Here is a 20,959-nt window from a genome sequence, read left to right on the forward strand (position 1 = left end):
AGTTCGGAGTTGAATTCGGGAAGCACTCATCTAATGATAGGTGCTTTTCTCATTATAGTTACAAATTATTAAGTGTTATTTTTCTAACTGTTTAAAGTATGCATCATATGAAATAGGATCTAGGTTTTCTTTAGATCTAACCAATGTCACACTTGTCGCTTTTTCAACATTGTAAATAATAATTTCATCTTTAGAAACGACATCCATTGCCATTAACTTTGAATTAGTGCCTAAAAAGAAAAAATCAACACCTGCTTTTATATCAAATCCATACTGACTTTGAATTTTTGCAATTGAGTTATCCCAACGAGATTTATAGTTGCTAGGTAATACCTCATAATTACGATAAAGAAATAGAGCCATAGCATCAGTGCCATAAATAAGACCTTTCTTATTATAGAAACTAAGCATTAGAGCATTTTCTTCATTATCTTCTACATAATTATTAAATAATTTGAAAGAATCACGGTCTATCTTATTTTTATCTGCGCTAGCATACGTATCTACACTATAATTTTTGTTTATGTAATCAATATCATTGGCTGTCGCCATAATGCTTTTCACATATGATTTGGTTTTATTGGTGTGTAGACGCTCAGTTCTAAGTCCTTGTTTTTTAAATTTATCCATCGTAGCATCAAGAACCCCATTGGATGCCTGAGACATGATAATAAACTTAGGTTTTTTTCTGAAATTTTTAAAGACCTGTCCTTGTTCCTTAACAAGCCATTCACCCGCAATCAAGCTGGAGTTGTATTCTGGTTTGTCACCTTGGTTTTTAATCCAAGGTTCACTTGCAAAAGCGGTTGAGGTGGCTACTAAGGTTGCAGCGATTGTTAAGTATTTTATTTTTTTTAGCATATCAAAACTCCATTTATTAAATTGCTAGTTATAATTTAGTTTGGGCGATACACATCTTTTTGTATTTATTACCCTGACGTTCAATTTTTGAAATAATTTTGCTATCAGACATGGACTGAAATTCATCAGTGCCAGCACTAGCAACCAATTCATCAACTTTTCTAATCGCTTTATTTATTTGGTCATAAAAGTAGTATTCTGGGGTTCGAAATTTAACTTCTGAAGCTGTCTTTGTGTGAGTTGATGAAAAAGCTGTTTTGATTTCTTCGGCTGTTGCACCATTAGCCGCCATTTCCATGATTTTCATATCGTATTGACTGCCAAATTCACACTGTTCATCTTTTGAAGCATCTAAAGGGTATGTATCAGTCAATTCAACATTACTAACGCTCAATGCTCCGCCACTAAACATAGCACCAAGTAGCAGTATCACGGCTAAACCACCTCCACCCAACATTGCTTTTTTCTTATTATCTAAGCCTTTGAGGTTTTCAGCAGTCACATTCCCTTTAGTTTCTTCTGCAATCTTTTCTGCCTTTCCTTTTATTTTTTTAAAGTCCATCTGATATACCTATATATAAATGTCAACACATAATATATAAACAAGCCTGATCAATGAATGCAAAATCAACACTCCGACTTATGCATGCAGATATTTGTGATATATGTCACCAAATGTATATCAACAGGTTTATATGCATAAAAAATAAGTGATTTTTTTCTTACCTATATGCTGATAGATCATTCGTTATTATTCCTGTTTTTCTTTCATAGCATAGTATTCAATCTTACACCGGCGTTGACCAACACGCAGGCTTTCTTAAGAAGGCGAAGCAAAACTACACAGAAGATCGTTGTCAGTTTTTGGCGGGTGATATGAGCAAAATGAACCTTGAGGCGCACGACATTGTCATCGCTAGTGGTTCACTGAACTACATCTCTCGTGATTCTGATTATCTGACAAACATGATTACTCGCATGTATGAACTGGCGAATCAGACGGTGATTTTTAATCTTCTCAACTCAAGCCAGTATCCTTCGCGTAATACCTTGATGAGTTATCACCCTCAAGGTGTCTATCGTTTCTGTAAAACGCTCTGCGATGATGTCTCTTTAACGGAGGGCTACGCAGAAGGGGATTTTACGATAGTGATGAACAAAGCCGTGTCAGGAGCTTGATGTCGTCTTTGTTTTTATCTTTACGCAGGTTTTGATATTAACAACTTTTGATACGAGTACTGACGTAGTAAACAGCAAAAAGCCGCAGCCTTGAAAGGTATGAGGCTTTTTGGGTTCTATGATGAACCTAGGCTAGGTATGTTGCTAGTTCTTCGGTGGTTGGTTTTTAATGAGTCCGTAAGGGATGTTAGTAAACACCTTAGGGTTGCCTTCATAAGTCGGCGCTTCATTCACTTGCTGCCAATCGAGTAGCATGATTGCTAATACGTTGCGGTGTTCACCGTACTCAAGGTCAAAATCGCCAGTAATTGAAGGGATCATGCCTTGTTTCTCATCGATTGAAGCTTGAATCGCGAGTCGAGTTTTCTCTAGAACTGGGTCATCTTCTAAACCTGCCAATAAGAAGGTTAATCCAACCTCAGCAATCACATCTTCTTTCGCACGCAGCAGAATCGTATCGATGTTTTCTCTAAAGTAATCGTAGATCCATTGATGGTCTTGTTCGCTTACTTGATGTTGGTAATATTCTGAGTCGCCGAAGATGACGTGTGTCATACCATAGATCTTATTGCCGAATTGCTGGCTTGAGAGTTTTTTGTCTTTATCGTCTGGATACGCTTTTTTGAAGGTATCGACAAACTCATCAACGACATCCTGCTCACCCAGTTGGCGCAACCAGTAAACCTGATTCGCTAATTGAGCGGCCCACGCTTTCACCATGTCTTCATTGGTCACGTATCGTGAGAAGTCATAGCGACGAATGATTTCGCGTAGCTTGGCATCGTTCTTGTGTTCTAAACCGTATTCGTTAGCACGAGCCATAGAGCCTAGAAGGTCAACACCAAGGTAAAGGTATTCAGGCATGTGCTTGGTGATGTTGTAGCGTCGAATACTGCGCTCATCGTTATCACCAATATAAGATGCAACTCGCTTCTCTGAGTAGAGTACGATTTGTTCCATGGTTTGAACGTCATTCGACAGGGTGCTGAGCTTGCTTGCCACTCGAGCCATGTCGCTCCACACCGCCGCTGAATACTTATCGTCTAATGTTTGACGATACATGCGCAGCTCGTAGTGACCTTCTTTGAATGCAGGCAGGGTGTAAAGCTGGCTTTCGTAGGTGGTGCGAATTAGGTCTGCAGATTGCTTGAAAGATTGTTCTTGAGAATTGAGCGAATCTGCTTGGGATTGAACGTTCACTGCGGTTGGCGCTTGAACGTTTTCTTGTGCGTGAACGGCAACCGAGGCTGATAGCAATGTACACAGTGTGATAGTTTTTAACTTCATGTCGTGAGGTACCAAGCTGATTATTAGTCTATGTAAAATAACATTGATGAATCCTTCAATGTAAGCGTTGAGTCAATACAATGTAAGCTTTATAAGGTTCACTAACCCTTTTTGATTAAACCATTCGTTTAGTAAAGAAGTTTGAAGTGATGGATCACCCAATATTTGATAGATAGTCGACGTTAGTATGGATTTTTAATGACTTAGCGGCATACTGGAGCAATAAGCCAGAAATGAGCCGTTATAAGGCAGTATATAGAACAATAGTGTTAGAGGTTCGTAAATGCCAAGTGGTTCTAGCAAGCAGTGGTCTGCCAGAGTAGTAGCTTTTCTTTTTTTTCTTGCGATAGTAAGCGCAATTGAGTTCTTTCATGCCAAGCAATTAACTTTTCTTAAAAACGAATCGTATTCAGAGGCAAAAAAGCAACTATCCATTATTCGTTCTCGGATTGAAGCCGCGATCGTGTCAGATATGTATATCCTCAATAATTTCTCGACCTTAGTGACTATCAACCCCGATGGTGAGGTGAAAAATTGGGATAAGATTGCTGAGAATATCATTCAAGATGGCTTCCATATTCGACTTATCGGACTCGCCAAAGACGACATTCTAAACTTTGTTTACCCGATGGAAGGTAATGAGCAGATTCTCGGTATTAATTATCGTGATCACCCAAATCAATGGGAGTCTGTTGAGATAGCCCGTAATCTTGGCAACACCTTTATTGCCGGTCCTTTTGAGCTGTTTCAAGGTGGACAAGCCCTCATTGCACGCACTCCGATCTTCCGAGACCCGCCTTTCAATCAAGATTACTGGGGTGTCTCCAGTGCTGTTATCGGTTTAGATGAGCTGTTTGAAGATGTTGGAATCGGCAAGATAGAGAACAAGTATGAATTAGCAATTCGTGGTGCAAACAGTTCAGGGAAAGATGGCGCTGTCTTTTATGGCACTCAGGATGTGTTCGATAATGCGTTCGCCACTGAACAGGTGAGTTTCCCATACGGGGGTTGGTACCTTGCTCTCTCCGGTAACGAACATGTATTGATGGATGAGCCTTGGTATCGAATCCAAGCGGTAAGGCTGGTAGGCTACTCCATTATATTAGTGTTGGCGTTTGCCTTCTTTACTATTTATCGTCTGTACCGGATTGCAGATAGCCGCTCTATGCATGATGAGCTAACGATGTTACCGAATCGTCGATACTTCATGTATAGCCTCAAACAGGCCTTCAAAACCACTCAAAAACAGAGAGCGAGAACCTTTGCCGTTGTAAATATCGACCTCGATGGGTTTAAAGCAATCAACGACACTTATGGTCACGCGGCAGGCGATCAGGTATTGATTGAGTGTGCTAACCGCATCAGAAGTGAGCTGCGTGTTTCAGATATCGTTGCAAGGATAGGCGGTGATGAGTTCTTGGTCTTGTTGCCACGCATCATCGATGATCAACACGTATCTTCAATCGTGACTAAACTACGAAAGGCGATATGCTCGGCGCCAGTTGTGTACGAAGCGCACTCTATTTATCTCAGAATCAGTGTGGGTTGGGTTATTCACAATAGTAACTACAATGATGTCGATGCGCTCTTGAAAGCCGCTGATGAAAAAATGTACGAACAGAAGCGACAAGTTATCTAGGTTGAATTTTAGCTGCGATTAGAATTTAGTTGCTGAATGGGGGGAAAAGCCTCAGAATACCGCGCTTTGCTCCGTATCAATGTATTTGATGAGCAAAAGCTGAAGCAACGAACTTTTTAACGTGTTGCTCATACTAAATGTTATTCAACTGAGAAAATAATCTATGAGTTTTACCTCCCTTGGCCTTTCTGAACCGATCCTTAAAGCTATTGAAGCACAAGGTTACGATAAGCCATCACCAATACAAGAGAAAGCCGTGCCAGCTGTCCTAACGGGCAAAGATGTTATGGCCGCTGCTCAAACAGGTACAGGTAAAACTGCAGGCTTCACGCTACCTATTCTTGAAATGTTATCGAAAGGTACTCGCGTACGTCAGAACCAAGTTCGTGCGCTCGTGCTAACGCCAACTCGTGAGCTTGCTGCGCAAGTGAATGGCAGCGTAGTGAAGTACGGTATTAACTTACCGCTGACTTCGACGGTAGTGTTTGGTGGTGTGAAGATTAACCCTCAGATGCAAAAACTGCGTAAAGGTAGTGACGTGTTGGTGGCAACACCTGGTCGTCTACTTGACCTATACAACCAAAATGCAGTGCGTTTTGACCAACTAGAAATCCTAGTGCTAGATGAAGCGGACCGCATGCTAGACATGGGTTTCATCCGCGATATTCGTAAGATCTTAGCTTTCTTGCCTAAGAAGCGTCAGAACCTACTGTTCTCAGCGACGTTCTCTGATGATATCCGCAGCTTAGCGAAAGGCTTGGTGAACAATCCTGTTGAGATTTCAGTAAGCCCTGCAAACTCAACGGCAAAAACGGTTGAGCAAAGCATCTACCCAGTAGACAAAAAGAAAAAGAGCGCAATGCTAGCGAAGCTAATCAAAGATAACGATTGGCAACAAGTGTTGGTGTTCAGCAAGACGAAACACGGTGCGAACAAGCTTGCTCGCTTCCTTGAAGAGCAAGACATCACTGCTGCACCTATCCATGGTAACAAGAGCCAAGGTGCACGTACTAAAGCCTTAGAGAACTTCAAAACAGGTAAGGTACGAGTACTTGTTGCAACTGATATCGCCGCTCGTGGTATCGATATCCCGCAACTGCCTCAAGTAGTTAACTTCGATCTTCCTCATGTATCAGAAGACTATGTACACCGTATCGGTCGTACTGGCCGTGCAGGTGAAGTAGGTAAAGCGATTTCATTGGTTTGTGCTGATGAAGTGGGTGAGCTGTTCGGTATTGAACGCCTGATTCAACAAGTGCTAGAGCGTCGTGAACTGGAAGGTTTCTCTCCAGTAAATAAGTTACCTGAGTCTCGCTTGGATTCACGTCCAATCAAGCCTAAGAAACCGAAGAAAGCAAAACAGCCACGTGAACATGCTGATGGTCAACGCTCTGGTGATAACGCTCGCGGGCACAAGCCAGCAGGTAAGAACAAGCGTCATGTAGCTGGTAATGGTTCGGCTCCAAAGCGTAAGCCGACATCTGGTAAGAAACCTGCTGAAAACAACTCAGCTGCGACAACTGAAGATAAATCAGTAAGAAACAACGGCAGCAACTTTAAACGCGGTAGTGCGGGCAATAAACCTGCTGCAAATAACGCAGGTGCTCAGAACACTCTGAGCAAACCAAGCGGTGCGGGTAAATCTAACGGTACTGGTAAGCCAAACAACGCGGGTAAACCTGCAGGCAAACCTAAGAAGTCTGGTTACGGCGGCAGCTACGGCCCAAGCAAGTCGTCAAATAAGCCGACAAGCAACAAACCTTCGACAAACAAACCGTCTCGAAGCCGTTCTAAGCCAGCTCCTCAGAAGTAATCTTTTCTGAGATATTGAAAGAGCAACGAACATGAGTCGCTTTATAAAAAGGCGTCTCGTGGGTTAAGTTCTTTCTGTCATAGAAATCGAATAAGCGCGAATATTGAATCTCAATGTTCGCGTTTTTTTATGGGCGTTGTTTAGGGTGTTGTTTATGTTGAGTAACCGTATAGCTTGAGTAAGCTAGGGGAGGTTTATTGCTGTTTAAAGTGATTGAATCTAAGGGAAATATGACATTTTTGGGAAGGGTAATGAATCTTTAATTATTCATTAATAATAACATAATCACTAGCGTTTTTGTTGAATTTTGCAATTTGCAATTCCAGTTTGCAAAACAAACAAGGATATCCGGCCAATACGTGTCCAGATGCGTAGTAAATACGTGTTTTAAAAGTTGGCACGCATGCTGCATTAGTAATGGTGACCCTTCTTAAGCCGAGGGTCACCTAGCCAACTGACGTTGTTAGTGAACCTTTTTTGTTCACACAAAATATATGACCAATCACCCTTATTGTGATTGGTTTTTTTTGCCTGAAATTTAGGTTCTATTTTTTGTTATTACTTTTTTACTCACCACACTTAGAGTAACAGCTTGGTTGGCGTGGGCATTCTCCACCTCTGGAGCAGATAAGCCTCGCCTCTGTCTCAATCCCACGTTCAATCCAATTTATATTTAGAATCTTGGCTATTGTCGTGAGATCTTTTTTGATGTTACGCGGAATTGCCACAGAGCCACCATTGTTAACGCATGACGCTTTAAGCTGCTCTGCTATGTCTCTTGAATTACCGCCTTGAGCATCAATCGCAGGGTTGAGATCTATACCAGCACACAATACACGATTGTTACCCGCAGGATCCGTCATATTGATGGATTCACAGCAGTAGATTCTTGGCTCATCACCCACGTTCAAAATGGAGATTTGAGCCGAGCTTCCCGCTCGAGGTTCTGATAATCGACGGAACACAGCCCAATGTTGACATGGGTCAGCGACCGTTCTCATATTTCCCCAAGGTAGCGGAATCCCGTTCCCGCGATATACCGCCTTGAGTTTCCCCGGCCCATAAGCATCAAAGTAGTGCCAGTGAGGGTAGGGCGATACTACAGTCATTCGACGCATCGCAACAGAGGGGGAAACCCCTGCTCTTTTGTGAACGTCGATTTCGTAACCAGTGCGGTCAAGTAGCTGCCTAAACGGGACTTTCGGGCACAGAAGTGCGCCAGCAAAGAAGCTGGATTCAAAGTCTCGCCATGCTTGAAGAATATCTTGGGAGTTGAGCTGTGAAGAGCCTGATACCTGGTTGTCGTCCCACGTGTTGTTGTTACCGACCGACAACACACTCTTTAGGCCTTCTTTGCTGTGCAGAATGCAATGACCGATATAAACCGAAAGGTCGTATTTCAGACGAGTTGGATACTCTTTAAGAATCTCGTTTAAGAAGATAGTACCGGGAGGCTCAAAGAAGGAGGTCACTAACTGCTTAGCGTTAATTCCGAGCTCATCGACGACGTCTTGCGGCGTGCGCGTCACCCAGCGGATGTTGATTCCTAGGCTTCTAGCGATGTCTATCAGGTCTTCTACGCTGAGGTTAAGACGTTTTAAGCCTACTTCTTCCGCAGCACGCTCAAGGTCAGGGAAGTGGTTCTGGTTGCTCTCTTGGTGTGCTCGAATCAAGAGGTGCGCAAACTGGCGGCCTGAAATGCCCGTTTGTGACAGCATCTCAGGAATCGCAATTTGCAGGATGTCGTTTGAGAATAGGAAGCTCGGCTCGAGCGCCATGCCACTTATCCCACCACGATTCCCCTTATCAGGAGCAATGGCTTGTTGTTCAGATTCGTCGTCGAGGAACCACGTCGGATTCTTCTGAAAGACCTGTGCAATCACTTCCAGCATATCGATGCTCGGAACCCGCTTTCCACGTTCAATCATTGAAAGGTAAGAAACGGAAGGAGCACATTCTGGGTCGATTCTAATACAACGCGCAGACAGGTCTTCCATCGTTAAATGGTTACGTTTTCTTAGGTTACGTATTTTCGTACCTAGGAAATGTGACTGACGAACTAAACTTTTTGACAAGGCCATATTTGTAAAATTCACATTGTAAAATTTTTGTTGTGAAATTGTATGTAAAAAAGCGCTAATCTACAAACTAAGCAATTCACAAAATGACAAATAAATTAAACGTTAGTTTGGAATAATTGCTCTAGGACACATTTTTGCTGTAGAAATCGGTGGTTATCACCGGACTGGTCAAGAGGGAAAGACTATGAATATGCTTACATTCGATAAAACAGAAATCCAAAAACAATCAAAGCCATTTATCGCTGAAGCTGTCTTTGCCGTGGAGACAATCAATGCTAATCAGCAAACTGAAAAGCAAGTGAAAGCAAAGCAGCTGCTTGATCGACTATTCCCACTAGAGAATGGCTCACATCAAGACGTAACCAGCTACGTAGTCGATTACCGCCATATTATGGCTTACTTTAAAGACGGTCAGCACAGCGGTCTGAAGCACCCTAAGCAGTTTGTAGCGTACATGGGTGAGAAGAACGACCCAGACTCTATCTTGTTTCGAGATGGCAGTGGCAGCCACCTAGAGGTGATGTTTGGTTGCCACAAAGGGACAGGTTGTATTGAGCTAGTAGAAATTGATGATATTCAGTTGGAATCATGCACCACGTTTGGCCAATCACCAATGGAAGCAACAACCACAATGCGTGAAGAGACCATTGCAGCGATGCGCCACTGGATCAGTTTGATTCAAGGTGACGCAAAGGGTAAACCAAAGGCATGCAGTGAAGATAAAGAGTTCAGAGCAAAGAGTGGTGAAGACTACTGCTTGAATTATTGCTTCCAGATCTAACGGTGAATCCTAGTTAGCTAAAGTAATTTATACAACTAAAGAAAAAGCCCCGAAGATAATGTCTTTGGGGCTTTCTAGTCTCAATACGAGCCGACTAATATGTCGATAAGAGCATTGTTGGTGTGTTTTACAAAGGCATGACTCGGTTACGGCCAAGTGATTTCGCTTCATAAAGTAGCTTATCAGCACGTTCAATCAGCGATTGAGCTGATTCGCCGGGTTCAAGTTCAGCGACACCAAACGATGCAGTGATACTGCCGACTTGTTGACCACTGCGGCGATCTTTAATCGACAGCTTTTCTAGAGAGCGACGATTGGTATCAGCGAGTTGACGAGCAATACGCAAAGACTTGTTAGGCACAATCAGCGCGAACTCTTCACCACCAAATCGATAGGCAGAAATACCTTCACGGCAACTTAACTTCAGCTTGCGAGCGATCGCTTTAAGCACCATATCGCCAAACAAGTGGCCATAGGTGTCGTTGAAATTTTTAAAGTGGTCGATATCGAGAAGAATCAGACACAAAGATTGTTGTGCTTCACACAGGGTTTCTATGTCACGGTCGAAAGAGCGACGGTTATAGAGTGTGGTTGTACTATCGAAAAGCGCATCTTTCTGAACTTCTACTAACTGGGTTTTTAGCTTGGTGATCTCTGAGGTTGCAGAGTTTAGCTGAGAGTTTAAAAACTGAGTAGAGTGACGAATATGACGGGATTCAGACACCAGCTGTCGAACTAAGGACATGACTTCATCAATAGATAGGCTTTCATTATCAACACGAGCCAAGTCCTCGAAGCTTTTATCGATCATGTCAGAAAAAGCGGAGGTGTCGGTCAGGGTGTCATTCATTGAATTGGAAACTTCAGAAACTAACAGTTCCAAATTAGCGCGAAGGTCATTGATATTGGTTTCGGATTTGCTGGCAACATAATTGTTGTATAGCTGCTCACCAACGGCAGGAGGACAAATACCGTAGTGTTCTAAAACACCATCCATGTCTTGAGTCAGCTGGGGAATAGCGTTATCGACATAGGTGTACCAAAGTGCGTAATTTGCAGGTGTCGTTGACACCCTGTTCTTCATCATAAGAGGCACCGCTTTTTTTAGATTTGCGGTGGATTTCTGAAATTCGTCTTTGTTCATTATTTTTACTGCAGATACCAAAACAACTAAGCCACTTGCGAACAAGGTTAGCGGATTTCGAAGGTCTTTGCTTTAAAAATTATATGATTAGTGGATGAGGGTTGGATAAATAACTCATTTTTATTATGAATATCGATTGCGTATTCATAAGCGTAATCTAATGGATTGTTCTTTAACCATATTTGGGCTTATCAAACTTTCGGCGTAGCGTGAGTTAGTATCAAAAGATTGCTGAGAATTAAGTGTTGTCTAGGGAAGTGCATACAAAAAGTGACGTAAATTGATCGTTGAGCTTTAACTGAGAAAGTCTAGGTTGAGGACGCTTGGCTGGTGATTTGCATTTGTTCAGAGTTTACGGGGGAAAGCCTGTATCGAGAGGGGAAATGTTTATAAGCAGGCATAAAAAAGCGCCGATAAAAATCAGCGCTTTAAAATTCTTTTTAGCTATAAGAGCTAATTATTGAGCAACAACGTTTGCTGCTTGTAGGCCTTTTTGACCGTTTTCAACTTCGAAAGAAACCTTTTGGCCTTCTTTCAGAGTTTTGAAGCCTTCAGAAACGATTGCACGGAAGTGTACGAATACGTCAGCGCCGCCGTTGTCTTGAGAAATGAAACCGAAACCTTTCTCTTCGTTAAACCATTTTACAGTGCCAGTATTTGTGTTAGACATAATTTGTCCCTTATTCATAAATTTTCTAAGTTGTTGATTGCATTTAATGCAATGCGCTGATAATTGAATTATTTAATATTGCTAAGAAATAAGGAAAAACTACTTACAAAAACGGGTAACGATTTTACATGTCAATTTTTTACTATTCATCTAACTTAAATAACTCCGGCTAACAGAGCGAGAGCATGTTAACACAGTCTTTTGAGATGTACACGCATTGCTTAAGAAATTTGTGCTTTTTTTGTCATACCGTGCGAATGTACAAGATTTACACTGATTTAGTGATAGTTTTGTCGCTTCGTCCAACACAACAAAAGGAAGCATCTCAGCTTCCTTTTGATCATTAGTATAGACGATATTAACGCTTAAAGTTGATATCTTCAGTTTGATCTAAATTTATTTTTGTTTTCGCTGGTTGAGTCTCTGCAATCACCTTACCGTGGCGTATTGAGTACTGCACTGGTACTTGGCGGCGTACTGCATCAAAGCCATTGTCAGCAGGAAGAATCAGCAAGCTACCTGGCTTACCTTCTTCGATACCGAAGTTGTCTTGAATGTTCAATGTGCGAGCAGAGTTCTTGCTGATCAAATCAAGTGAGTTGTTGATTTGGTCGTAGCCCATAACCTGTGTTACATGCAGTCCCATGTGCAGAACTTGAAGCATGTTCGCTGTGCCCAGTGGGTACCATGGGTCAAACACATCATCGTGGCCAAAACAAACGTTGATGTCTGCTGCTAGCATCTCTTTAACGCGCGTTACACCGCGGCGTTTCGGGTAATCGTCGAAACGGCCCTGTAAGTGAATGTTCACTAGCGGGTTTGCCACGAAGTTGATACCTGACATCTTCAATAGACGGAACAGGCGAGATGTGTAAGCACTGTTGTACGAACCCATTGCAGTGGTGTGGCTAGCAGTTACTTTCTCGCCCATTTCAAACTTATGAGCAAGGGCTGCTAATGTTTCCACAAAGCGAGACTGTTCGTCGTCGATTTCATCACAGTGAACGTCGATCAGACAGTCGTACTTGCGTGCAAGCTCGAACACATAATGCAAAGATTCAACCCCGTATTCACGAGTGAATTCGAAGTGAGGGATAGCACCGATAACGTCAGCGCCGATCTTCACTGCTTCTTCAAGCAACTCTTTGCCGTTAGGGTATGAAAGAATACCTTCTTGAGGGAATGCAACGATCTGGATGTCGACCCACTCTTTCATCTCTTCACGAACTTCAACCATCGCTCTTAACGCAACGAGTGTTGGGTCAGACACATCAACGTGTGTACGAACGTGTTGAACACCGTTAGCTATCTGCCATTTTAGTGTTTGCTTGGCACGAGACTTTACGTCTTCGATTGATAGCAGTTCTTTGCGCTCAGCCCAACGCTCAATACCTTCAAACAAAGTGCCAGAGATGTTCCAGTTAGGCTCACCAGCAGTTTGAGTAGTATCTAGGTGGATGTGCGGTTCACAGAAAGGAGTAACTGCAATGCCACCTTCAGCATCAAGGATGTCGCCTTGATGATTGATTTGCGCGCCATTATCGAGAATGCGAGAAAATTGACCATTTTCAATCAGAATCTGTTTCAAGCCTTCTTGGTCTTGAAGTTTCGCGTTCTTGATTAATAAGGTTGTCATAGTGTGTCCTTAAGCGGCCTGAGATTTCAGAGCTTTTTTGTTCAATAGAGGATTAAGCACGAGGTAACTGATTGCACCACCTAACACTGCGTTCAAAGGAACAACGCCAGGTAGGAAGTGACCAGCGGCTACGCCTGTTGCTACCGCGATAATGCCAGCCCAGTTAACGGTTTGGAACTCTGCATTTGCAAAATCTTTGTAACGTTTACGGTTCGCGAAGAAGTCGGCGATGATTACGCCACCAATTGGTGGAATCGCCAGCGAAAGGAAGGTTAACCAACCAACGAAGTTGTTGTATAACCAAAGTGCGAAAATCGTACCGATAATGCCGTTAATGATTGACATTGTAGTACTTGAGCGACCAGTGATGTTAGATAAACCCAAACCGGATGCATAAAGTGCATTTTCATTGGTTGTCCAGATATTCAAGCCTAGCACGATGATGGCTGGAAGCAGCAGACCTTGCGCGATCATCACATCTGAAATATCAGCCTGACCGGTTGCTGCTGCTCCTGCTGCGCCGAAGATAAACATCAGCGAGTTACCGATGAAGAACGCAACCATAGTAATTAATACTGCGCTTGCTGGCTTTTTACCAAAGCGAACGAAATCGGCCGTTAACGTACCCGCACTTACGAACGAACCTACAACCATTGTAAGAGCCATTGAAAAGTCCATTGGCGTCTCTGGTTTAATAAGTTGCAATTGCTCTAGTCCACCAACACTGTCTACCGCAGTCAGTACTGAGTAACCACCCAGAATCGCAATCGCAGGCACTGCAATCGCTGAAAGCACCATTAGCGCTTTAATGCCGAAGTACACTGTACCCGTCATCAATAAGCCAGATACGATAATCAAGGTGTTGGTATCAATGCCCGTTGCTTTTTGTACTGGAATAGCAAACATCGCAACACCCACACCAAACCAACCGACTTGTGTACCACCAAGTAAAGCAGAAGGAAGCCATGAGCCTTTAGTACCGAAAGAGAAACGAGCAAGGAGGTGGGTAGAGAGGCCAGTAGATGAGCCGATGTAGCCAAGAAAAGAAGTGTAAATACCGAGGATTAGGTTACCGATGAGAACGGCGAGGAAGAAATCGTTGAATGAAAGACCTGTCCCGAGTGAAGCACCTGTCCACATACTTGCAGAGAAGAAAGTGAGTCCAAGCATTACCATGGTGAGTGAAGCGACTCCTTTCCTAGCCGATGTAGGAACCGGCCCTAGACTGTAGTTATTATCAGCAGCCATTTTTTACCTCCGCAAATGATCAAAATTAAAATTAACGGCCGCCGTATTGCAGGCAAACTTGCGCATTGTAGTGATATAAATCACATAGTCAATGCTAATTTTGTCAATAATTGCCCATAAAAACCAGTTATTGCAGTGATTATCTTGTAAAACATAGGGTTATTTTCTGTCTTTATTTAAAAAAACAAATAGAAAACGTTTTCTATAATGCGTTGGTTATCTGCTGTTCTTGGTTGGCTATGAATGCTTATTATTATACGTCTGAATGGGTGTCTGTATCGAAAAAGAGGGCGGTTGGCCAAACTGCAGGCAAAAAAATAGCCAATCGCAATAATCGCAATTGGCCTATATATTTTGTGAACAAGAATAGGTTCACTAACAACGTCAGTTGGCTAGGTGACCCTCGGCTTAAGAAGGGTCAATATATACATTGCAGTTAGTGTGCCAACTTTTAAAACCACGTAAAACGGCAGTTTTATAGCAATCTGGTGCGTATTTGAGCGTTTAATTTGCGTTTTTGAAATACCCAATTGCAAAATACAATTGCGATTTGCAACTTTAGAGTGTTTATTCGTTTTTCGGGTTTGTGTTCTTTCTGGCGACGAATGGTGAAATAAACAAAAAGCCCGTGCGATCTAAGAGCGCACGGGCTTGGGTATTGTTTCACCAATAGGAAGTATTAGATGGAGTAGAAGAAGTACAGTTGAGACTTCATTCTAATGATGATCCCGCGTATTACGTCTAGGAACGCCATAAAGCTGATAGGCTTCTCACCGCTTACCCACGCTAATCCGACAGAGCCAACAGGAATATCGTAACCCTCTGCCTCATCAATTTTTAAACGAACAAAGTGGTGCTTGTTCTGAAGGTTTTTGCCTGTGGTAACACGAACCTGCTCATCGATACCCAGCAAACTTGCTTGCGCTTCACCAGTGGCTTCTACAATGCCTTCTACGGTTGCAGAGAACACTTTTCCTGGGTATACCGCTGTCGCAAATTCCGCAGGTTGACCGACCTTAATATTACGAATCGCTTGGTGGTTAACTCGCATCAGCACGTACTTCTCTTCGGTATACATCTGGATACGAGGCATCATTGAAACACGCTGACCTTCACGAAGAATAAAGTTCGTTACAAAGCCGTCAGTCGGTGCCGTGACTTTGGTGCTGTTCAAGTCCCATTGTGCTTGTGCCAGTGTTGCCTTTGCTGAATCGACCTCAGTTTGCGTCTTGCTCACATTGGTTTCAGCTTTGTGGATGTTCAACTTCGCATTCTCGGCATCGACTTCTTTCTTGCTAAGCTGAGATTCCAATGTCGTAACGTTATACGTCGCTAAGTCTACCTTTGCTGTTTGTTGGTCGATGTCAGTTTCAGTGATCGTATGTTCTACCACTTTGTTTTGCTTCTGGTAACGATCAAGCGTCTTTGACTGCAGTACTAAGTCTGTTTTAGCCGAATCTATTTGTGCGACTGAAGCTTTGATGTCTTCAAGCGCCGATTGATAGCTGACTTTTGCAATGCTCACTTCTTGACGAGCTGTGTCTAAAGCGACCTCTGCAGACTCAAGTTGAACGCTGGCTTTGTCTCTTGCGATGACATATTTAGTGTCATCAATTTCGTAAATTAGCTGTCCTTCAGTCACATCCTGGTTTGGGTCGATGTGGACTTTGGAAGTTTTTCCCGACACATTAGTTGAATCGGGACGCAGCTGAATATGTGGAGACTGAACCACTGAGCCTCCCGATAGATCCATCGGAGTAAAATTGAGTAGGCCAACCCATACAAACAGCAACCAAGATGTACCCCCTAGGTACGCAAACGCCTTGGTGCCTTTGTTCCAAGGCATACCAACAAGTCTGAGTAAGTAAATGAACAGTGCCCAAATTGCCAAGCCTTCTAACATGTTTGGCTCTCCTCATCTTGCTTGTCGGAAGTTGTTTGCTCCTTGGTTGTGGTCGGTGACTTCCATGTGTCTCTTAGATTGATGATGGCTTTTTCCATATCAACGAAGGCCAAAATTACTGCTAGTACCCATACCCAGTGCCATACAAAACCAATCCATGTTAATGCGGTGATCAAACCGAGTTGTTGATGCTCTTTACTGTGAGCCTTGTTGATTGGTAATTCATGCACACGCCAGAAGCCGTAACATGCAGCAGCGATGGTTGCGACTAACACTACGCCTGCAACTACGTGTAGTGCGGTATCTGCGCCGGTTCCGACAAATGGGACACTAACTAAACTCATTGATATACCCTAGGTTAAATTGAGCACCGAGTGTTATTGATATCAGATTTAGAAGTTGATAATTTACCAATTACTTTAATAATGATGTCATTATGATTTGATCTGTAATAGTGACTTCTAAGTATGGTGGCTAATGAACAATTGTAACTTCTTAAGAGCATTGGGTATTTTGGGTATTTACCAATACGCAACGACTAATAAGGCTGTGAATACTGAGCAATTAGGTATTCCTAAATCGGTGTTTAATAACCCGATGAACCTTATCCCCGTAAGTGAAGTGGACAAATGGTATGGCTTACTTGAACAACAAACCGGTGATTCCGATATTATCTTGAAGCTGGCTGATAGAGTGGATATTGAAAGGCTAGGTCCTCTCTCTAACTGGTTTTTCTCGGGGCACGATCTGGCGTCGTCTATACGCCGAGTTAACATCGGGTTGCACTGTTTGCAGTCCGGGGCTTTTCTATATGGCGCTCAAGTCGGTAATTTCATCAAATGGTGCTACGACAATCCTGCTTATACTGAGGTGGGTAAAGTTCATGACTCAATTCGAGTTGCCATCTTTATGATGAAGATATTAAGGCGTTACTTGGGAGACGACTTTACTCCCGCAGCCGTCTCTATCGCAGGTTATCGCGAGAACACTCAACTCTATCAAGAGTATTTTGGGTGCAATATTCAGTGGGGCCAGCCACGAACTGAAATCTGGATACCAAGCCAGTCGAGGTTATCGAGCAATCAAGCCCCTTCTAGCGGCAAGATGAGCTTGGCAATGAACTTTCATGACTTAGATAATTACCTCAACATGCCTGATGCCGCGGATGAGCATAAGGTGACCTATGAGATGATCAATTACAGTCGCCATTTCGGCCTGCCAACACTGCATAAAGTGTCGAGTTTGCTTGGGTTATCTGAACAGCAATTTCAACGTCGATTGCATAACTTAGGCATCAACTTTTCTACCATTATGGGCTATGCGTTAAGTAATGTGGCGGTGGAGTTGTTGATGTATTCAGTGCCAATAGATAAAGTCGCGACGAGGCTCGGCTATACCAATGTCGCGAGCTTTAATCGGATGTTTAAGAAACATCGAGGTTTGACACCCAAGCAATATGTTGAGCGCCTAAAAACTGGCCTGTAACTATTCAGAGCTAACTTATGGTTCGTTTATGGATCAGGCTGGACAAGTAAACCATCCCCCAAGTACTCAAAATGAAAGGGGCGGTGAGTGGTAGTAGTGACAGTTCATGAAAACCAAGTGTGATGAGACAGCTTAACAGCATGCCTAATAGGATTAACGGCCAACGGATTCGCGGATAGGGCACAAGTGCTAAAGTGGCAAGAATGGCGTTGTACCCGTAAAGACCTTGGGCTACCAGTTCGTTAGAAGCGCCAATCAACCCGCTAAATACGGTGCTAATTATTACTGCGAGCATAACCTAAATGGCATGCTTGATATTGTTGAGTGCGATGGCGACTAAGATAACGAGCCCCGACAACGCATTTTCGATGAAGCTGACTTGGCTTATCCCTTTTAACAACGGGATCACCACTGTCGGCAGGTTGAACCACGAGTTAGCCTCAATACTGATGAGTGGCATCAGTGCGGAATCAGGTGCAGAAAACGCTGACAGCTCAAAGGTTGATTGGATAATATAAATCAGCCAAGTGGTGAGGATAAAGGCGCTAGTGTAACCGCGATATTTCTCAAAACTGAATACGATGTGGGCAATCGGCACCGTGAGTAATGCACCTAACGCAGTCACTAAAGCCAATAATGGTGTCACACCAAAAAAGTTACCGATAAATAAACCAATCAAAGCGCCATTTAGCGCGTACATTCCACTATCAATGTCGTCAACTGACTTGTTGGTGTTGGTGTTGGTGTACATATAGCCATAGAAAGCTAATGCATAGCTGCAACTGGCGCCAAGTAAGGTAAGAAAAGCCAGCGCCAGTGACTCAATAGAAATGGCAAGCAACAGCAAAGTCGACGTCATGATAGACGGTGTGAAATAGACTTGCCCAATGCCATTGAGCAAGCCTTGAAACGGCAGAATATCCTTGTTCGTTTTCATCGTCTGATTACATTATTGAGTCATGTTAAATTTTTGTAATTCAGATTGTATGCAATTTTATCAAGTTCACCATCTTCGAGTGTTAATTCTGATACCAGCGTTCACCATAAGCTTGTTGGTAATCTGGTGTTTCAATGATGCCTTCTTGTTCTGGAACGGTTTCTAACGGCCCAACAACAGTTCTATAGGGTAATACGCCAGCCCAAACTGGAATGTCCATATCGGCTTTATCATCATTCACTCCATGTTTACCAATCTTCACGGAAGCTTCTGTTAAAGGTATCGCCAACAACTCGGTCGCAGTGAGTTCTTTTTCATTACTGAGCCTCACTTCATCGGTTCTGCCCGGTGCGATTTGCTCAATAAAGATATTCAACAAGCGATCCTTTTCTTGATTGTCATCGATGACTGAAAATGACCCCAATACCACAGCAGAACGATAATGCGCACTATGATGAAATGCCGAACGAGCCAGCACCCAACCATCGAACAAGGTGAACGTTAAACAGGTTGGTTCTCCCTTTTTTAGTCCTTTTAGTAGGCGACTGTTTTTAGCTCCATGAATGTAGACTATATCACCCACTCGCCACGCGAGCATCGGGATGACCATTGGTCCTTGTTCGCCCTGCAATGCAATGTGTGCGATTAAGCTCTCATCAATAATTTGGTGCAGTTTCTCTTGTTCAAATACGGCTTTGTGAGCCCCTTTTTTAATCGTGGTTCTTTTCGTGTTAGATAACATAATCGCTCCTTAATCATTGCCTTTTGATTAATGTAGCGATTAACTGGTCTATTAAATAGAGCCACTTTTAAACACTATTTGGATCCAGTTATGCAGCCTATCGATGTCGGTGATCTACAGTTAGACGAACAACACGGCACGCGTCAAACCGCCTTGTTCCACGCGATAAGAGAGAAGATCGTTCAAGATTTATGGAGCAAGGGCAGTAAGTTACCTTCAACACGTAAGTTGGCTGTCGAGTTATCGGTGAGTCGAAATACGGTGATTTATGCGTACGAACAACTGGTTACTGAAGGCTATATCGAGAGTAAGCAAGGCTCAGGGTTTTATGTCTCGGTTGAACAACCAGAACACTTTCTAAGTTTGTCTAAGCCAAACAGTGTTCAGGATCCGAAGGTCAAACAAACAGTCAGTAAACCGAGTACAAACATAGCGACACCTAACGACATTAACCGCAGCTTTGCCCCAGGAGTTCCTGACTTAGATGCGTTCCCTTTTGCGAAATGGCAGAGGTTGCTGCAACGTCACTCTACACGTCAGAACATTGCGGGCAATCAAGAGGTTCAGGGAAGCTCAGCCTTGAGGGAAGCGTTGAGTGGGTATCTTGCAAGCAGTCGTTCCGTTCATTGTAATGCCGACAGAATCATCATCACCGCAGGTGCGCAGCAAGCCATCTCAATCGGATTAATGGCAACGTTAGCGATGGGCGACAAAATCCTCGTGGAGGAACCCGGTTATCGACAAGTACATAAAATTATCGATCTGTTGAGACTAGAGTTAGAAGGTGTAAGTGTGCGTGAAAAGGTGGGGTTGGATATTGAGAAAGTGTTGGCCAGTAATGCTAAGGCTCTGTATGTCACACCGAGTAACCAATACCCAATGGGCACGACTTTAAATACTGAGCAGCGCCTTAAACTAATCGATTGGGCCAATCAACATCAGTCATGGATCATTGAAGATGACTATGACAGTGAGTTCCAGTTTGCTCATCGCCCTTATACCTGCATGCAAGGGTTGGCGGGAAAGTTGGGGTTCGATGATCGCATCATCTATGTCGGCTCTCTGAGTAAGGTTATGTTCAATGGCCTTCGATTAGGGTACTTAGTGGTACCAGAAAGTCTGGTGGCGAAGTGTCTTGAGATCAAAGACGCGCTTACTGGAGACACGGCGTCCCACACACAGGAAGCTTTGGCGGATTTTGTTCGAGAAGGCGACTTGCTGCGTCATATTAGAAAGATGCGTCGGTCATACAAACTCAAGTATGAAGCCATGATAGAAGCGATTGAAAGCGAGTTTAACGGTGATCTTGAAGTGATCAGTCAGGCAGCAGGGCTACATGTGACCGTGAAGTGGTATCAAGGTATATCTGAGACTGAATGGAGTCATAGAGCTGAGATTGAAAATATCATCATTCGTCCGTTTGATTTTTATGAATATGGATCAAGTGATGCTCGTGATTGGAGTGGGGTGGTGTTGGGGTTTGGAAATATCCGATTGGCTGACATAAAGCCGAAGATCAAACAGATCGCTCGGCTTTTTTATCAGTAATATTG

The 20,959-nt window shown here is 43.2% G+C and carries 16 protein-coding genes and 2 pseudogenes; 6 read left to right on the forward strand and 12 right to left on the reverse strand.

Translation table 11 applies throughout. From position 1 onward, the window contains the following. Positions 1–75 precede the first annotated feature (75 nt). Entirely contained in the window at positions 76–861 is a 786-nt protein-coding gene (locus AB4209_RS07485) for a hypothetical protein (RefSeq protein ID WP_372055392.1), read from the reverse strand. Between the two features lie 28 nt (positions 862–889). Beyond that, a complete protein-coding gene (locus AB4209_RS07490; protein ID WP_372055393.1) occupies positions 890–1,423 on the reverse strand; it encodes a hypothetical protein in 534 nt (177 codons plus the stop codon). A gap of 212 nt (positions 1,424–1,635) precedes the next feature. Between AB4209_RS07490 and AB4209_RS07495 the strand changes: the two are divergent. Next, a pseudogene (locus AB4209_RS07495) lies at positions 1,636–2,040 on the forward strand (class I SAM-dependent methyltransferase); the annotation flags it as partial. Between the two features lie 144 nt (positions 2,041–2,184). Here the strand turns inward: AB4209_RS07495 and AB4209_RS07500 are convergent. Then, the gene (locus AB4209_RS07500; RefSeq protein ID WP_372055395.1) at positions 2,185–3,327 is read right to left on the reverse strand and encodes a DUF3541 domain-containing protein; all 1,143 of its coding nucleotides are present in this window, start codon (positions 3,325–3,327) and stop codon (positions 2,185–2,187) included. A 283-nt stretch (positions 3,328–3,610) separates the two neighbouring features. Between AB4209_RS07500 and AB4209_RS07505 the strand changes: the two genes are divergently transcribed. Both AB4209_RS07505 and AB4209_RS07510 read left to right on the forward strand, forming a co-directional pair. Further along, positions 3,611–4,966, forward strand: a complete 1,356-nt coding sequence (locus tag AB4209_RS07505) for a diguanylate cyclase (RefSeq protein WP_372055397.1) — start codon at positions 3,611–3,613, stop codon at positions 4,964–4,966. Positions 4,967–5,129: 163 nt separating this feature from the next. Next, positions 5,130–6,779 carry a DEAD/DEAH box helicase gene (locus AB4209_RS07510; protein WP_017060608.1) on the forward strand — a complete coding sequence of 550 codons (1,650 nt, stop codon included), beginning with the start codon at positions 5,130–5,132 and terminating at the stop codon, positions 6,777–6,779. A gap of 566 nt (positions 6,780–7,345) precedes the next feature. On the opposite strand, the gene AB4209_RS07515 is transcribed toward AB4209_RS07510, so the two are convergent. Further along, positions 7,346–8,875, reverse strand: a complete 1,530-nt coding sequence (locus AB4209_RS07515; protein WP_081090203.1) for a DUF3612 domain-containing protein — start codon at positions 8,873–8,875, stop codon at positions 7,346–7,348. A 169-nt stretch (positions 8,876–9,044) separates the two neighbouring features. Here AB4209_RS07515 and AB4209_RS07520 point away from each other — a divergent pair, with 169 nt between their 5' ends. Further along, on the forward strand, positions 9,045–9,641 hold the full coding sequence (locus tag AB4209_RS07520) for a malate synthase (RefSeq protein ID WP_017060610.1): 597 nt from the start codon (positions 9,045–9,047) through the stop codon (positions 9,639–9,641). Positions 9,642–9,768: 127 nt separating this feature from the next. On the opposite strand, the gene AB4209_RS07525 is transcribed toward AB4209_RS07520, so the two are convergent. The 6 genes from AB4209_RS07525 to AB4209_RS07550 form a co-directional block, all read right to left on the reverse strand. Next, the gene (locus AB4209_RS07525; RefSeq protein WP_017060611.1) at positions 9,769–10,785 is read right to left on the reverse strand and encodes a GGDEF domain-containing protein; all 1,017 of its coding nucleotides are present in this window, start codon (positions 10,783–10,785) and stop codon (positions 9,769–9,771) included. Positions 10,786–11,242: 457 nt separating this feature from the next. Then, positions 11,243–11,455 (reverse strand): cold-shock protein, encoded by a 213-nt coding sequence (locus AB4209_RS07530; protein WP_004740083.1) that lies wholly within the window; start codon positions 11,453–11,455, stop codon positions 11,243–11,245. Positions 11,456–11,813: 358 nt separating this feature from the next. After that, the gene (locus AB4209_RS07535; RefSeq protein ID WP_102332003.1) at positions 11,814–13,091 is read right to left on the reverse strand and encodes a cytosine deaminase; all 1,278 of its coding nucleotides are present in this window, start codon (positions 13,089–13,091) and stop codon (positions 11,814–11,816) included. 9 nt (positions 13,092–13,100) lie between these two features. Next, on the reverse strand, positions 13,101–14,339 hold the full coding sequence (gene codB, locus AB4209_RS07540) for a cytosine permease (protein WP_372055399.1): 1,239 nt from the start codon (positions 14,337–14,339) through the stop codon (positions 13,101–13,103). A gap of 679 nt (positions 14,340–15,018) precedes the next feature. Then, entirely contained in the window at positions 15,019–16,242 is a 1,224-nt protein-coding gene (locus AB4209_RS07545) for an HlyD family secretion protein (RefSeq protein ID WP_372055401.1), read from the reverse strand. Then, positions 16,236–16,586, reverse strand: a complete 351-nt coding sequence (locus AB4209_RS07550) for an MFS transporter (protein WP_017066493.1) — start codon at positions 16,584–16,586, stop codon at positions 16,236–16,238. The genes AB4209_RS07545 and AB4209_RS07550 overlap by 7 nt, the downstream gene beginning before the upstream one ends. Before the next feature lie 133 nt (positions 16,587–16,719). Here AB4209_RS07550 and AB4209_RS07555 point away from each other — a divergent pair, with 133 nt between their 5' ends. Next, positions 16,720–17,727, forward strand: coding sequence for an AraC family transcriptional regulator (locus AB4209_RS07555; RefSeq protein WP_017061786.1), 1,008 nt, complete (start codon positions 16,720–16,722; stop codon positions 17,725–17,727). A gap of 10 nt (positions 17,728–17,737) precedes the next feature. Here AB4209_RS07555 and AB4209_RS07560 read toward each other — a convergent pair. Together AB4209_RS07560 and AB4209_RS07565 are read right to left on the reverse strand one after the other, a co-directional pair. Next, positions 17,738–18,664 (reverse strand): annotated as a pseudogene (locus tag AB4209_RS07560) (urea transporter). 82 nt (positions 18,665–18,746) lie between these two features. Further along, positions 18,747–19,406, reverse strand: a complete 660-nt coding sequence (locus tag AB4209_RS07565) for a pyridoxamine 5'-phosphate oxidase family protein (protein ID WP_017061784.1) — start codon at positions 19,404–19,406, stop codon at positions 18,747–18,749. Between the two features lie 90 nt (positions 19,407–19,496). Here AB4209_RS07565 and AB4209_RS07570 point away from each other — a divergent pair, with 90 nt between their 5' ends. Continuing rightward, positions 19,497–20,954 (forward strand): PLP-dependent aminotransferase family protein, encoded by a 1,458-nt coding sequence (locus AB4209_RS07570; protein ID WP_372055403.1) that lies wholly within the window; start codon positions 19,497–19,499, stop codon positions 20,952–20,954. Positions 20,955–20,959 lie beyond the last annotated feature (5 nt).

It is taken from the genome of Vibrio sp. 10N.286.48.C11, assembly GCF_041469805.1.
Taxonomy (GTDB): domain Bacteria; phylum Pseudomonadota; class Gammaproteobacteria; order Enterobacterales; family Vibrionaceae; genus Vibrio; species Vibrio crassostreae_C.

What these genes read in the sequence shown, in the direction of transcription:
- AB4209_RS07485 (WP_372055392.1), bottom strand. Translation starts at nt 861, where the DNA reads ATGCTAAAAAAAATAAAATACTTAACAATCGCTGCAACCTTAGTAGCC.
- AB4209_RS07490 (WP_372055393.1), bottom strand. Translation starts at nt 1,423, where the DNA reads ATGGACTTTAAAAAAATAAAAGGAAAGGCAGAAAAGATTGCAGAAGAA.
- AB4209_RS07500 (WP_372055395.1), bottom strand. Translation starts at nt 3,327, where the DNA reads ATGAAGTTAAAAACTATCACACTGTGTACATTGCTATCAGCCTCGGTT.
- AB4209_RS07505 (WP_372055397.1), top strand. Translation starts at nt 3,611, where the DNA reads ATGCCAAGTGGTTCTAGCAAGCAGTGGTCTGCCAGAGTAGTAGCTTTT.
- AB4209_RS07510 (WP_017060608.1), top strand. Translation starts at nt 5,130, where the DNA reads ATGAGTTTTACCTCCCTTGGCCTTTCTGAACCGATCCTTAAAGCTATT.
- AB4209_RS07520 (WP_017060610.1), top strand. Translation starts at nt 9,045, where the DNA reads ATGAATATGCTTACATTCGATAAAACAGAAATCCAAAAACAATCAAAG.
- AB4209_RS07525 (WP_017060611.1), bottom strand. Translation starts at nt 10,785, where the DNA reads ATGAACAAAGACGAATTTCAGAAATCCACCGCAAATCTAAAAAAAGCG.
- AB4209_RS07530 (WP_004740083.1), bottom strand. Translation starts at nt 11,455, where the DNA reads ATGTCTAACACAAATACTGGCACTGTAAAATGGTTTAACGAAGAGAAA.
- AB4209_RS07535 (WP_102332003.1), bottom strand. Translation starts at nt 13,091, where the DNA reads ATGACAACCTTATTAATCAAGAACGCGAAACTTCAAGACCAAGAAGGC.
- codB (WP_372055399.1), bottom strand. Translation starts at nt 14,339, where the DNA reads ATGGCTGCTGATAATAACTACAGTCTAGGGCCGGTTCCTACATCGGCT.
- AB4209_RS07545 (WP_372055401.1), bottom strand. Translation starts at nt 16,242, where the DNA reads ATGTTAGAAGGCTTGGCAATTTGGGCACTGTTCATTTACTTACTCAGA.
- AB4209_RS07550 (WP_017066493.1), bottom strand. Translation starts at nt 16,586, where the DNA reads ATGAGTTTAGTTAGTGTCCCATTTGTCGGAACCGGCGCAGATACCGCA.
- AB4209_RS07555 (WP_017061786.1), top strand. Translation starts at nt 16,720, where the DNA reads ATGAACAATTGTAACTTCTTAAGAGCATTGGGTATTTTGGGTATTTAC.
- AB4209_RS07565 (WP_017061784.1), bottom strand. Translation starts at nt 19,406, where the DNA reads ATGTTATCTAACACGAAAAGAACCACGATTAAAAAAGGGGCTCACAAA.
- AB4209_RS07570 (WP_372055403.1), top strand. Translation starts at nt 19,497, where the DNA reads ATGCAGCCTATCGATGTCGGTGATCTACAGTTAGACGAACAACACGGC.